Source organism: Arthrobacter sp. MMS18-M83 (assembly GCF_026683955.1).
In the GTDB taxonomy this organism is placed as follows: Bacteria; Actinomycetota; Actinomycetes; order Actinomycetales; family Micrococcaceae; genus Arthrobacter.
This window is the reverse complement of sequence record NZ_CP113343.1, coordinates 4,485,486-4,497,969: the sequence shown is the minus strand read 5'-3', so window position 1 is coordinate 4,497,969 and position 12,484 is coordinate 4,485,486. Positions and strand designations below refer to the sequence as shown.

General features: G+C 64.5%; 13 protein-coding genes. 9 read left to right on the top strand and 4 right to left on the bottom strand.

Translation table 11 applies throughout. The features are described 5' to 3' along the window. Positions 1 to 5 precede the first annotated feature (5 nt). Positions 6 to 2,726 carry an ATP-dependent helicase HrpB gene (hrpB, locus tag OW521_RS21240; RefSeq protein ID WP_268021471.1) on the bottom strand — a complete coding sequence of 907 codons (2,721 nt, stop codon included), beginning with the start codon at positions 2,724 to 2,726 and terminating at the stop codon, positions 6 to 8. 83 nt (positions 2,727 to 2,809) lie between these two features. Between hrpB and OW521_RS21235 the strand changes: the two genes are divergently transcribed. The 4 genes from OW521_RS21235 (at position 2,810) to OW521_RS21220 (ending at position 5,231) form a co-directional block, all read left to right on the top strand. After that, positions 2,810 to 2,995 carry a hypothetical protein gene (locus OW521_RS21235; protein ID WP_268021470.1) on the top strand — a complete coding sequence of 62 codons (186 nt, stop codon included), beginning with the start codon at positions 2,810 to 2,812 and terminating at the stop codon, positions 2,993 to 2,995. Positions 2,996 to 3,201: 206 nt separating this feature from the next. Beyond that, entirely contained in the window at positions 3,202 to 3,999 is a 798-nt protein-coding gene (locus tag OW521_RS21230) for an SPFH domain-containing protein (protein WP_442781285.1), read from the top strand. 33 nt (positions 4,000 to 4,032) lie between these two features. Next, positions 4,033 to 4,491 (top strand): hypothetical protein, encoded by a 459-nt coding sequence (locus tag OW521_RS21225; RefSeq protein ID WP_268021469.1) that lies wholly within the window; start codon positions 4,033 to 4,035, stop codon positions 4,489 to 4,491. 134 nt (positions 4,492 to 4,625) lie between these two features. Further along, positions 4,626 to 5,231: a DUF305 domain-containing protein gene (locus tag OW521_RS21220; RefSeq protein ID WP_268021468.1), complete on the top strand. Its 606-nt coding sequence runs from the start codon at positions 4,626 to 4,628 to the stop codon at positions 5,229 to 5,231. A gap of 75 nt (positions 5,232 to 5,306) precedes the next feature. On the opposite strand, the gene OW521_RS21215 is transcribed toward OW521_RS21220, so the two are convergent. Then, positions 5,307 to 5,567 (bottom strand): hypothetical protein, encoded by a 261-nt coding sequence (locus tag OW521_RS21215; RefSeq protein ID WP_268021467.1) that lies wholly within the window; start codon positions 5,565 to 5,567, stop codon positions 5,307 to 5,309. Between the two features lie 293 nt (positions 5,568 to 5,860). On the opposite strand from OW521_RS21215, the gene OW521_RS21210 reads away from it, so the two are divergent. The 3 genes from OW521_RS21210 (at position 5,861) to OW521_RS21200 (ending at position 9,259) form a co-directional block, all read left to right on the top strand. Further along, a complete protein-coding gene (locus OW521_RS21210) occupies positions 5,861 to 7,345 on the top strand; it encodes a CehA/McbA family metallohydrolase (RefSeq protein WP_268021466.1) in 1,485 nt (494 codons plus the stop codon). A 122-nt stretch (positions 7,346 to 7,467) separates the two neighbouring features. Further along, a complete protein-coding gene (locus tag OW521_RS21205) occupies positions 7,468 to 8,511 on the top strand; it encodes an NAD(P)-dependent alcohol dehydrogenase (protein WP_268021465.1) in 1,044 nt (347 codons plus the stop codon). A gap of 151 nt (positions 8,512 to 8,662) precedes the next feature. Then, positions 8,663 to 9,259 (top strand): TMEM175 family protein, encoded by a 597-nt coding sequence (locus OW521_RS21200; RefSeq protein ID WP_268021464.1) that lies wholly within the window; start codon positions 8,663 to 8,665, stop codon positions 9,257 to 9,259. 75 nt (positions 9,260 to 9,334) lie between these two features. Here OW521_RS21200 and OW521_RS21195 read toward each other — a convergent pair whose 3' ends face one another. Then, positions 9,335 to 10,093, bottom strand: coding sequence for a DeoR/GlpR family DNA-binding transcription regulator (locus OW521_RS21195; RefSeq protein ID WP_268021463.1), 759 nt, complete (start codon positions 10,091 to 10,093; stop codon positions 9,335 to 9,337). A gap of 46 nt (positions 10,094 to 10,139) precedes the next feature. Between OW521_RS21195 and OW521_RS21190 the strand changes: the two genes are divergently transcribed. Continuing rightward, positions 10,140 to 10,832 (top strand): NUDIX domain-containing protein, encoded by a 693-nt coding sequence (locus OW521_RS21190; protein WP_442781184.1) that lies wholly within the window; start codon positions 10,140 to 10,142, stop codon positions 10,830 to 10,832. 38 nt (positions 10,833 to 10,870) lie between these two features. On the opposite strand, the gene OW521_RS21185 is transcribed toward OW521_RS21190, so the two are convergent. Further along, on the bottom strand, positions 10,871 to 11,389 hold the full coding sequence (locus OW521_RS21185; protein WP_268021461.1) for a GNAT family N-acetyltransferase: 519 nt from the start codon (positions 11,387 to 11,389) through the stop codon (positions 10,871 to 10,873). 67 nt (positions 11,390 to 11,456) lie between these two features. Between OW521_RS21185 and trxB the strand changes: the two genes are divergently transcribed. Further along, positions 11,457 to 12,434: a thioredoxin-disulfide reductase gene (trxB, locus tag OW521_RS21180; protein WP_268021460.1), complete on the top strand. Its 978-nt coding sequence runs from the start codon at positions 11,457 to 11,459 to the stop codon at positions 12,432 to 12,434. Positions 12,435 to 12,484: the final 50 nt, after the last annotated feature.

Sequence of the window (12,484 nt, the reverse complement as noted above, 5' to 3'; positions counted from 1 at the left end):
CCGGGTCACATCTTCCGTTTGGTCTTCGCCGTAGCAGGCGCTGTCCAAGGGTCTTCGGGCCAGGGATGCTTTGGATAGCGGCCGCGCATCTCCGCACGGACCTGGGCGTAGGGGCCGGACCAGAAGGAAGCCAGGTCATCTGTCACGGCCAGCGGTCGCCTTGCCGGGGAAAGCAGGTGGAAGAGCACCGGCACCCGCCCGCCTGCCAAGCGGGGTGTCTCAGCCCAGCCGAAGCATTCCTGTAGCTTGACGGCCACCACCGGCCGGCCGCCGTCGTCCGCCACGTCCGGATAGTCGATCCTCACCCGCGAACCGCTCGGGACATCAAGCCATTCCGGCGCCAAATCACCGAATCGCGCCGCCTCGGGCCACGGCAACAGCCGCCGTAGCGGCTCGGCCAGGTTGATCCCGTTCGTCGCAGCTCCGCCAGCTAACGCTTCGAGCTCCGGTGCCAGCCACTTGTCCAGACTGGCCAGCAACGCCAGTTCGGAAACGTCCGGCCAGGGATCACCCAATTCCCGGTGCAGCAAGGACAGGCGCCGGCGTAGCGCATCCGCCGCAGTCGACCATCCGATCGTCCCCAAGCCGTCCTTCGCCAAGGCGCGGGCTACGGCAGCGCGTCCCTCTTCCACGGACGGCCGCACCGGCGTCGACGAAAGTACGATCGCGCCCAATCGCCGTTCGTGCCGGGCGGTGACACGACCCTGCTTGAATTCTGCTTCCACAGTGTCGCTCAGGAGATGGCTGGCGGCGGCTTGCGGCGAGTCCGCCGCCAGGGGCGCGGCGGATCGGATGACGGCGCCGGTCCCTGCCGTATCCCGGCCCTCCCCGCGGGACACTTCGGCCACCGCGAGCCATTGGTGGCCGGCCAGCGGACTGCCTGCCGGCAGCCCGGCGCGTGTCCCTGACGTGAGCAGGTAGCGCTCAGGTCCGGAGCCTGGAACGCGACGCGCCACACGATCCGGGAACGCAAGGGCGACCACGAACCCGAGCGCTTCCGCAGGGCTAGCCGGAGAGGTCAGGCTCGCCCGTGAAGACAGGGAGCGTACGACGCCGGAGCCCTCCTGGCGGGCGATCGCCTCCATGCGTCGGACATCCTCCGCCCAACGTGCGGCTGCGGGGTCCTTACCAGACCGCAGCGAAGTCAGGAGGCGGGTCAGATCAGCTCCCGGAGGGCGCTGATCCCCCGCGACGAGCGCAACGGCCTCAGCCGCCGCGCGACGCCCGACGACGGCGGCGCCATCGAGCAGTGCGCGGGCCAGGCGGGGATCGGCGGGAATCCTTGCCAGGGTCTTTCCCACGTCCGTGGCTAGTCCATCCGGGGAAATCGCGCCGAGTTCCCGCAGCACTTCCACCGCATCATCCATCGCTGCTTGGGGCGGCGTGTCTGGAAGGGCCAGTCCCTGGCCACGTGGCGATCCCCAACAGGCCAGGACGAGGGCGGCGCCTGTCAGGTCCGCGGACGAAATTTCCGGGGTGGGGTGGGCTGGTGCCGCACCAAACGCTTTTTGCTCGTAGCAGCGGACCACTCGTCCGGGCCCCTGGCGTGCCGCGCGTCCGGCACGCTGTTCCGCGGACGCACGGGAACAGGAGACGGTAACCAGGCCGGACATTCCGCGGTTGGAGTCGCGCCGCAACTCGCGGGATAGGCCCGCGTCAATGACAAGCCGGACTCCCGGAACAGTCAGGGAGGATTCGGCCAACGCGGTCGACACAATGATCCGCGGAGGTCCGCCAGGTTCCCGCCCGGACACTGCCCGGTCTTGTTCTGCCGGGCCTGCCTGTCCGTGAAGCTCCAACACCTCCGTGTCCGGTACCCTCGCACCGAGGCGGGCGCGCAGCCGGGACGCGACGTAGGACACCTCCCATGCACCGGGGACGAACACGAGGGCGTCGATGTCGGGATCGGCCGCGAGCGTTTCGGCGTACGACGCCGCAGCCGTGTCCGCCACATGGTCCAGGAAGGCGCGGGCCACGCCGCGTGCATCCAATCGCGGCACGGCCGCGGGTGCCCAGTCCACCTCCAAGGGGTGCAGCGCGGAAGGGCAGTCGACGACGGGAGCCGGCCGGGCGCCGTCGTGCTCTCCGGTTCGGCCCTCACCGACCGCCGCACCCCCGATCAGCGCGGCGAACCGTGGCGCGTCCAGGGTTGCCGACATCGCCACAAGCGCGAGGTCTTCGCGCAACTCACGGACCTCGACGAGCATTGCGAGCAGCAGGTCTGTCTCCAAGCCGCGTTCGTGAACCTCGTCGAGGATCACGGCATTGATGCTCCCAATCCCTGGATCGGCGAGCAGTCGGCGCAGGAGGATTCCAGGGGTGACGAACTCGATGAGGGTTCCCGGACCCGTCTTGCTTTCTCCCCGGACGGTGTACCCGACGCGGTCACCCAGGCGGCTACCGTCGAGGGCGGCGAGGCGTCGTGCGGCCGAGCGCGCAGCAACCCGGCGTGGCTGGGTCACCACCACGCGGGGGCGTTCATCCCCGTTGACGGAGCCGGCCACGATGTTGGCAAGCAGGGGCGGAACGAGCGTCGTCTTGCCGGTTCCTGGGGGCGCTTGCACAACGGCGGTTCCAGCCGCCCGGCTTGCACCGAGCGCTTCGGCGAGTTCTCCCAACGAGTCCGCGAAAACGAGTCCTGCCCCGATCGCGCCAAGGTCAAAGAGTCTGAAGGCAGGCGCGGCGTCCGGCGCGACGAGTGGAGAATTCACTCCTCCATTGTGCATACATGCGGAACCGAGCCGGAAAGGTGGACTGCTTGCCGAATCGGGAGGACGATTAAAGGGCAATCGCTAGAAGGAGGTCAGTGATGTGCTACGGGTACTACAAGGATTTCCAGCGGGACACCAGGAAAGATGCCCCACGGGAATCCGAGGAACGTCCTGAACCCAAGGTGGACACGAAGGACTTCACGTTCTGGGCCTTCCCACGCCGCCGCCGTGAGTTCACGAACGATCCGGAACCGGTAATCGACCGGACCCGCGAGAGGGTCTAGCCCAAGAAGTGAAAGGAATGTCCTGGATGGGGCGTTCCTTTCATTACGGCGGCATCTCGGCTCCTGTTTCAGCTGCACTGCAACTCCCCGAAGTCTCACCGCCACGAATTCAACAGCGCCTAGGAACGGAGCCTGGGGTGGCTATGACGGCGGACTCCATCACCCTTCTCATTGTGCTCATTGTCGTAGCGGTCATCTGGTTCGCGATGGCCGTCCACATCGTTACGCAATACGAACGCGGCGTCCTGTTCAGGCTGGGAAGGGTCCAGCGTGTCAGGCTGCCTGGCCTCGTCGTCATCATCCCGTTCGTTGACCGGCTGAGGAAGGTCTCCCTGCGGATCGTCACCGTGCCCATCCAGTCGCAAGGCATCATCACCCGGGACAACGTCAGCGTGGATATTTCCGCTGTTGCCTATTTCCGGGTAGTGGACGCCATCAAGTCCGTCATCGCGATTGAAAACATCCACGCGGCCATCGACCAAATAGCCCAAACCACGCTCCGAAAAGTTGTGGGGCAACACACCCTCGACGAAACGCTCGCGGAAACGGATGTGATCAACGCCAATATTCGCCAGATCCTGGACGGGCTGACCTTGGAATGGGGTGTCGAGGTGACACTGGTGGAGTTGAAGGACATCCAGCTGCCGGACAGCATGAAGCGCGCCATGGCCCGCCAAGCCGAAGCTGAGCGCGAGAAGCGCGCCAAGATCATCGCCGCCGAAGGCGAATCCCTGGCCGCAGCCGCACTGGGCCGGGCCTCCGACACCATGATGGCCCACCCCTTGGCGCTGCAGTTGCGCAACCTCCAGACCATGGTGGAACTCGGCGTAGACAAGAACACCACGGTGGTCTTCCCGGCTCCGTTGATGAGCACCATCAACGAACTCGGAGCATTCCTTGCCCGGGAAGCGGCCTCGGCGAAAGCAGTTCAACCGCCCACAACGGAAGACGCAGGAGCGTCGCCGCCCAGAACCGACGTAGCAGCGACTGGCCTGAGCCGGTAGCGTTACAAGCACAACTTCGGAAGGAGGAAGACCATGACCGACCCCTTACGGGGCCGCGCCACAGCCTTCCTCCGGCGTATTGGCCTGCTAACCGCGCTCCTGGCGATCATCGCCGGAATCCTCGGGATGCACGTGATGGGTGCCAGCCACAGCGTGCACAGCCCCGCGAGCGGGATCGACGTCGAAATGGCGGGCGCCCACGGTGGCCACATCGAGCCATCGGGTGATCCATCGCCGCCGTCCGGCGCGTCCGTCCGGCAATCGGCTCAGTTGCCCGGATCGCATTGCACCAGCTCGGGCACCTGTACGGCGATGTCGGCCATGGGTGCCGTCTGCGTGCCTGCCCCGAGCCATGACTCGCTCACGGCACCTGTGCCAGGCGTCCTGCCATATGCAGATGAACGCACCGGGGAGCCGGGCTCACTGATTGCCGGCTATTCGCACCGTCCGGGTAGTCCTTCCCCGGGCGATCTCTGCATCAGTCGGACGTAAGATTCGCGGCCGCATCGAGCCGTTCGGCCCGCTGCACAAGACTTCACCCTGACGCGCCGCCCGTTAATGGGCTTGCTGTGCGCGTCCCACGCAGCCGCACCTCTGCCGGCTGAATGATTGAAGGACCCCAAACCATGAAGAAGACTTTGACCATGACCTCGTTCGCCTTTGCCGCGGGCATCGCGCTGGCCGGCTGCTCAGCCGGAACCGGCGGCAACAACATGCCCGGCATGAACCACGGAAGCACCCCCTCGTCCTCGTCTGGTTCGGTGGTGGGCGCTGCCGGAGAGCACAACGCGGCCGACTCATCGTTTGCGCAGATGATGATCCCGCACCATGCCCAAGCCATCCAGATGAGCGATTTGGTGCTAGCCAAGAAGGACATCCCCGCTCCGGTGACCGCACTCGCTGGGAGGATCAAAGCAGCCCAAGGCCCCGAGATTGAGAAAATGACGGGCTGGCTTAAAGCCTGGAACGAACCCGCCGAGATGTCCGGCGACCACACCATGAGCGGAATGATGGGCGACGAGGACATGAAGGAACTCTCGGCCGCCCAAGGGCCTGAAGCAGCCAGGCTGTTCCTCACCCAGATGATCGCCCATCACCAAGGGGCCGTGGTCATGGCGCAGAAGGAAAGCGCTGATGGCAAGAACGCGGACGCGCTCAAGCTGGGCAGCGGCATCGTGTCGGAACAGGAGGCTGAGATCAAGGAAATGAAGGAGCTGCTGCGTAGTTTCTAGCCCGAGAGCACCGGTCCACCCGGGCTTGACCGGGTGGACCGGTGGCACTCGTTGGAGTAACGGTATCGGCGTTGGTCAGGCCGTGACGTCTACGGAAGTGTCGTCCGCTGCAAACACGGCTTCGGCTACATCTTCCCGGAGGTGGTAGTCCCTGGCTTCGACCGGATACAGGGAACCACTGACCACGTAATAGCCGCGGCCTTCCCCTGGCCCGCCGGCCGCGGAGTCTATGGCAGTTATCAGTTGTGGTTCCAAGGGCTGTTCGCTCCCGAGCTCTCGCAATCTAGCGAGGTCCTGGGCCTCCAGGCGACTGATCAAACCCGGAATATCGCACATCTAAAACACCGTCCTGTTCGGTCCTTGGGAAAGGTTCGCGCCGTCGCCCCAGCCGTAGGTGCATGCCAAGAACAGTAAGCCCGGGAATCGTGTGTGGCAAGGGTCCGACCGGGACGGGTCCACTAAATGGACACCGCTTGCTGCCACCTATGGTTTCATGCTGCGTTCTTGGCTCCGTTGCCTACTGTTCAGTAACGGTCGGCAACATCGAGGGGGTGAGTTCACCATGCAAAGCCCATTCGGGCGAAAATGTCCCCTTCTCCGCAACCCGGCGCGGTTTTCTGGCCGCCGCTTTGACAGGCGCAGCTTTGACCCTGGTGCCGGTTTCGTTCGCGGCAGCCGCCACCGGAACCAGCAAGACCAAGACGATCACCGGCCATCTGGACCCGGGCGCCGCAGACTTCGTGTATTTGCCGATCGAGGTGCCGGCAGGCGTCAACAAGATCAGCGTCTCGTACACCTACAACAAGCCCCAGGTGTCCCCTGGACTTCTCGGGAACGCGTGCGACATCGGAATTTTCGATGAGAAGGGCACGGACATCGCCGGCAAGGGCTTCCGTGGCTGGTCGGGCGGTTTCCGCACGGAATTCAGCATCAGCGTCGGCGAGACGACGCCCGGCTACCTGCCTGGACCCGTGGGTAAGGGCACCTGGAACGTTGTTCTCGGCCCGTACCAGGTGGCCGAACAGGGCCTTGACTACACCGTGAATGTCACGCTCGAGTACGGACCGGACGGCACGCCTTTCAAACCCCAGTATCCGGCGCAGCAGATCGCCGGCCGCGGCGCAGGCTGGTATCGCGGCGACGCGCACCTGCACACGGTCTACTCCGATGGAAAGCGCACCCCCGAAGAGGTGGCAGCGGGCGCCCGCGCCGCGCGGCTCGACTTCATGATCTCCACGGACCACAACACACCGGCGTCGCACGGCGTCTGGGGACCGCTCGCGGGCAATGACCTGCTCATCCTCACCGGCGAGGAAGTCACCACCCGCAACGGTCACTACCTCGCCCTCGGCCTGGAGCCAGGCGAGTGGATCGACTGGCGCTACCGGGCCCGCGACAAGGGATTCGAGAAGGAAGCCCAGCGGATCCACGCCTCCGGCGGGATTGTTGTCCCGGCGCATCCGTATTGCCCCTACGTCGCCTGCCGCTGGAAGTTCGGTTACGACGACGCCGATGCGGTCGAAGTGTGGACGGGCCCGTGGACCCTGGACGACGAGTACTCCGTCAACACGTGGGACTCGATGCTGGCCCACTCCGCGCGTACAGGCGGGCGTTGGCTCCCAGCCATGGGCAACAGCGACGCCCACAGCGTCCCGCAGGTCATCGGTTGGCCCCACAACGTGGTCAACGCCGCCGCATTGTCCCGCGATGCCCTGCTGGACGGCATCCGCAATGGCCGGAACTGGATCGCCGAGTCCGCGGACGTCTCGGTGGACTTCAAGGTGACATCCGGAGGCAAGAGCGCGACGGTCGGCGATCGTCTCGACGTCGCGGCAGACGCTCCAGTAACCGTGACGGCGAAGATCGCAGGGGTGCCGAACGGCGTCGTGCGCTTCATCACCGATGAAGGGCAGACCCAGCAGGTCACGCTTCCCGCGTCGGGCCAGGGCACCAGCACGTGGCTCACCACCCCCCAGCTCGCGGCGTACGTGCGCGTCGAAGTCCGGCACCCTAAGGCCGACGGTACGTCGGGCAGCGGTACTGAGATGGGCGCGAACCTCCCGCTCGGCCCCATGGCAGCGTTGACCAACCCCATCTTCCTGGGTAAGAGCTAGTCCCGAACAGATCCGATCCTGAGGGAGTCCCTGCCAGTACCCCTACCAGCAGGGACTCCCTCAGACCGGAAATCTCCTGTTGGATGGATAGTGCCAATCCTCCGTCCATAAACAGGAGAAACATGCTTACCGTGAATGCTTACGCCGCGCCGTCCGCGAGCGAGGCCCTCATCCCGACCACCATTGAGCGCCGCGACGTCGGCGCCCACGACGTGCTGATCGAGATCAAGTACGCAGGCATCTGCCATTCAGACATCCACACCGTCCGCGGCGACTGGGGACCACAGTCCTACCCCCTCGCTCCCGGCCATGAAATCGCCGGTATTGTCACCGAAGTCGGCGCCGAAGTCACCCGCCACAAGGTCGGCGACCGGGTAGGTGTGGGCTGCATGGTCAACTCCTGCGGCGAATGCGAGAACTGCCGCAAGGGCGAGGAGCAGTACTGCCTCAAGGGCATGACCGGGACCTATGGCGCCGTCGACCGCGACGGGACCATCACCCAGGGCGGATACTCCACCCACGTTGTGGTGACCGAGGACTTCGTCGTACGGATCCCTGAAGGAATAGAGCTCGACGCCGCCGCTCCCCTGCTGTGCGCAGGCATCACCACCTATTCGCCGCTTCGGCACTGGGGCGCCGGTCCCGGCACGAAGGTCGCCGTGGTCGGACTCGGCGGGCTGGGCCACATGGCCGTCAAGCTCGCACACGCAATGGGTGCTGACGTCACCGTGTTGTCCCAGTCATTGAAGAAGCTTGAAGACGGCCTGCGCTTGGGCGCAGACCACTACTACGCCACGAGCGACCCTGCAACGTTTGAATCGCTCGCCGGCACTTTTGACCTGATCATCAACACCGTGAGCGCCCCGATCGACATCAGCTCCTACCTGCAGTTGCTGGCCCTCGACGGCGCCTTGGTGAACGTGGGCGCACCCGCGGAGCCGCTCCCGGTCAACGTGTTCTCGCTCATTACCGGACGGCACTCCTTCGCCGGATCCGCGATCGGCGGCATCCGTGAGACCCAGGAAATGCTGGACTTCTGCGCCGAGCATGGACTCGGTGCCGAGATCGAGGTCATCCCGGCAGACAAGATCAACGACGCCTACGAGCGCGTGCTCGCGTCCGACGTGCGGTACCGCTTCGTCATCGATACGTCCACACTGGGCTAGACCTGATTCGTCCCTCCCAAAAGTCCCTGCGGGGCATTTGCACCGTCGCTCTGGCCGCGTGCTTGTGCCCCGTGGGGCTTTCCGCTGTCGGCGAGTATCGCTTTGCGACGGGAGTCCGCACCAACGATGATGTCCCCATGAAGGCAAACCGATGAACAAGAACCGGCTCGAGGCATTCAGTGACGGCGTCCTCGCCATTGTCATCACCATCATGGTCCTTGAACTGCGGGTACCCCCGGAACCCAGCTGGACTAGCCTGCTGAGTGTCCTCCCGACATTCCTTAGCTACCTGCTCAGCTTCGTCTACGTGGGGATCTATTGGAACAATCACCACCACCTGATCCACTTGGCCGATCGAGTCAACGGCGGGATCCTCTGGGCAAATCTGCACCTGTTGTTCTGGTTATCGTTGTTCCCGTTCAGCACACGTTGGATGGACGAGTCGGGCTTCATGGAGGTCCCCGTGCTGGCTTACGGGTTCAACCTGCTTTTCGCCGCCATTGCCTACTTCGTGCTGCAGCAGGCGTTGATAAGGCAGCAGGGGCGGCAGGGAGCGCTCGCCCAGGCGCTGGGCAGGGACTGGAAGGGGAAGACCTCGCCCCTCATCTACTTGGCTGGTCTTGGCCTCTGCTTCCTGCATCCATTGCTTGCCGTCGCCGCGTATACGGTGGTGGCGCTGATCTGGCTGGTTCCGGACCGTCGGGTTGAACACTTTGTGGTCCGCGCACACCAGGACCGGCTGGAGTAGCGCGAGCCAGGGGTCTCCGGGTCACCCGGAGCACTCGGCTGATGACGACAAGTGATGCGATTCTGGCGAAAATAGTCAATCGGCGCCAATGAGGGTGACCCCAAGGTCCGAGAGCTCCCTCATGGTCGGATCTTTGGCTGGTGCATCGGTGATGATGCCGGCGACGCTGGCAAAAGGCAATACCGAATAGCGTGAAGCGGCACCGATCTTCTCGGTGCTGGCGAGGACGTAGGTATCTGCCGCACGGGCGGCCAGAGTGCGTTTCATTGCGGCTTCGTCGGCGTCGGCGGTTGTCAGTCCGCGGACGGGGTGGACTCCGGTGACACCGAGGAAGAACAACTCGGCGGAAATGGCATGGGTGGCCTCGACGGCCGCAGCCCCGCAGGTCACTGCAGAGTGTTTGAACAACCGACCACCGAGGAGGAAGACCTCGATGAGGGGGTGGTCGACAAGCGCAGAGGCAATGGTTGGGCTGTGGGTAATCACAGTACAGTCGAGCTCGGCGGGCAGCGCGTGAACCACCGCGAGGGTGCTGGTGCCGCCGTCGAGGATCACGGCGGAACCCGGCTGGACGAGCGAAGCGGCGCGGGTAGCAATGCGGTCCTTGCTCTCCGGCGATACCGCAACGCGGGTGGCATAGTCGGCGATGGCAGGAGAAACCGGTAGCGCACCGCCATACACACGTTGGCAGAGCCCGGCTGCGGCAAGCTCGCGCAGATCGCGGCGCACACTGTCTTCGGATAATCCAAGCTCATGGGCGATGTCTTTGGCTATCACCTTGCCATCGGTGGCTAAGCGCGTGAGGAGGTATCCGAGTCGTTCGGCAGCAAGCATGCGCGTTCCTTCCTGATGTTGCACGATTATGCGCTATTCTATCGGGATGACTCGGAGAAACGATGCCCCTCCCACAACGTTGCGTTCTGGAATTGATGTACCAGACCACCGCGGCCGTACCGGTCTCGACCAAGCTGGCCGCGGCCTCGACCGCAATCCCGCCGTCGTTGTTCGAGACGTCGAAGTGACCTCGGACGGTTGGCACGTGCTGCGTCGCACCACCTTCGACTACCGCCGCAGCGATGGCCGATGGGTCACGGAGCAACGCGAAAGTTACGATCGAGGGAATGGCGCGACGATTCTGTTGTACGACGCCGGCCGGGGCACTGTTCTACTCACCCGGCAGTTCCGCTTCCCGGCCTACGTCAACGATCATCCGGACGGGATGCTGATCGAGACTGCGGCCGGTTTGCTGGACGACGACGATCCCGAAACGGCTATCCGTCGCGAGGCAAGCGAGGAGCTCGGCGTCGAAGTTGGAGCGCTGCGGCATGTCTTCGACGCATACATGAGTCCCGGATCGGTCACCGAACGGCTGCACTTCTACGTCGCGCCATACACCCCGGCGGACCAGACAGGCCTCGGCGGCGGAGTAGCCTCGGAGGGCGAGGACATCGAAACCATCGAGATTACCTTCGCCGATGCTCTGGCCATGATCGACGACGGTCGCATCGTGGACGGAAAGTCGATCATGCTTCTCCAATGGGCCGCCCTCAACAGCCTCTGCCACATGGTATGAGCCGCCGGGGCTGCCGGTCCCCGACTCGCGGAAGCGCTTCAGACCCGGCGGGAGCGGCGTTCAAGCAGCAGCGTATCCCGCCATTGGCCGGACAGGGGTCCCGCGCTCATCCGCGCGATGCGTTCACGCCTCCCAACGATGGTGAAGCCATTCGCTTGGTGAAGGCGGATGCTGGCCTGGTTTTCGGGGAAAATGCTGGATTGGATGGTCCAGATGCCATGCCGTTCGGTCGACTCAGCCAGGGCTTGCAGGAGCAGGCTTCCGACGCCCCGCCCGCGCGCAGACCCGGCGACATAGACGGAGTGTTCGACCACGCCGGCATAAGCCGGGCGGGCCGACACCGCGGAAACAGCCGTCCAGCCCAACACGCGGCCGGATACTTCGGCGACGAAGCGGTGATCCGGAAGGCGGCTTGCGTTGAATTGTTCCCACTCCGGGGCAGCCACCTCGAAGGTGGCCTGCCCGGTCTCGATGCCCTCAGTAAAAATCGCGCGGACCTCGGGCCAATCCTCAGGACTCATGGGCCGGATCAGGACGGCTCCGGCTTCGCTAGACATTCACCCATTATGCACTTTGGACTGACGAGCCCTTGATTGAAGCCCCCCGTCCTTGTTGCACTTGTCTATGAGCAAAGAACAGTTGGTCATCATCGGGTCCGGCCCCGCCGGCTACACTGCGGCAATCTACGCAGCCCGGGCGGGCCTGAATCCCTTGGTCCTTGCCGGATCAGTCACCGCTGGCGGCGCGCTGATGAACACCACGGAAGTGGAGAACTTCCCCGGCTTTCCTGCCGGCATCCAGGGCCCCGAACTTATGGAGGGCCTGCAGGACCAGGCCGAGCGCTTCGGTGCCAGGATAGTGTTCGACGACGTCACTGAAGTCCAGCTGGCCGGGCACCTGAAGCGCGTGGTCACCGGGTCGGGCGATTCCCACAAGGCACTGGCCGTGATCCTCGCGACCGGCTCCGCCTACAAGGAGCTTGGCTTGCCGGAGGAGAAGAGACTCAGCGGGCATGGCGTCTCCTGGTGCGCCACGTGCGATGGCTTCTTCTTCCGCGAGCAGGACATTGTGGTGGTAGGCGGCGGAGACTCGGCCATGGAAGAAGCAACGTTCTTGACCCGGTTCGCCAAGACCGTGACCGTCGTCGTCCGCAGGGAAGAGCTCCGAGCCTCGCGAATCATGGCCCAGCGTGCCAAGGACAATCCGAAAATCCGCTTCGCCTGGAACTCGGCCATCGCCGCCATCCACGGCGAGGCCAAGGTCACCGGCGTGACCCTGGCTGACACCCGCACCGGTGAAACGCGCGAACATACGGCCACGGGCCTATTCGTGGCCATTGGACATGTCCCTCGGACGGACCTTGTTGCAGGCCAGGTGGATCTCGACGCCGAAGGCTACATCAAGGTTGACTCCCCCACCACGGTCACCAATCTTTCCGGGGTCTTTGCCTGCGGTGACGCAGTGGACCACCGCTACCGCCAAGCCATTACGGCCGCCGGCACAGGCTGCGCGGCCGCCTTGGATGCCGAGCGGTATCTCGCCGCACTTGAGGATGCTGACAGCATCGCCACCGCCCTCGTCGAAGAACCGACCCACGCCTAAACTCACCCAACTAACTCACAGTTGTTGTCGTTATGAACCGCCAAAACGAC

Excerpts from the sequence above, each read along its gene's own strand:
- OW521_RS21195 (WP_268021463.1), bottom strand. The coding sequence starts at position 10,093 with ATGCTTGCTGCCGAACGACTCGGATACCTCCTCACGCGCTTAGCCACC.
- OW521_RS21230 (WP_442781285.1), top strand. The coding sequence starts at position 3,202 with ATGGCCGTCCACATCGTTACGCAATACGAACGCGGCGTCCTGTTCAGG.
- trxB (WP_268021460.1), top strand. The coding sequence starts at position 11,457 with ATGAGCAAAGAACAGTTGGTCATCATCGGGTCCGGCCCCGCCGGCTAC.
- OW521_RS21220 (WP_268021468.1), top strand. The coding sequence starts at position 4,626 with ATGAAGAAGACTTTGACCATGACCTCGTTCGCCTTTGCCGCGGGCATC.
- OW521_RS21200 (WP_268021464.1), top strand. The coding sequence starts at position 8,663 with ATGAACAAGAACCGGCTCGAGGCATTCAGTGACGGCGTCCTCGCCATT.
- hrpB (WP_268021471.1), bottom strand. The coding sequence starts at position 2,726 with ATGCACAATGGAGGAGTGAATTCTCCACTCGTCGCGCCGGACGCCGCG.
- OW521_RS21185 (WP_268021461.1), bottom strand. The coding sequence starts at position 11,389 with ATGTCTAGCGAAGCCGGAGCCGTCCTGATCCGGCCCATGAGTCCTGAG.
- OW521_RS21235 (WP_268021470.1), top strand. The coding sequence starts at position 2,810 with ATGTGCTACGGGTACTACAAGGATTTCCAGCGGGACACCAGGAAAGAT.
- OW521_RS21225 (WP_268021469.1), top strand. The coding sequence starts at position 4,033 with ATGACCGACCCCTTACGGGGCCGCGCCACAGCCTTCCTCCGGCGTATT.
- OW521_RS21205 (WP_268021465.1), top strand. The coding sequence starts at position 7,468 with ATGCTTACCGTGAATGCTTACGCCGCGCCGTCCGCGAGCGAGGCCCTC.
- OW521_RS21190 (WP_442781184.1), top strand. The coding sequence starts at position 10,140 with ATGACTCGGAGAAACGATGCCCCTCCCACAACGTTGCGTTCTGGAATT.
- OW521_RS21215 (WP_268021467.1), bottom strand. The coding sequence starts at position 5,567 with ATGTGCGATATTCCGGGTTTGATCAGTCGCCTGGAGGCCCAGGACCTC.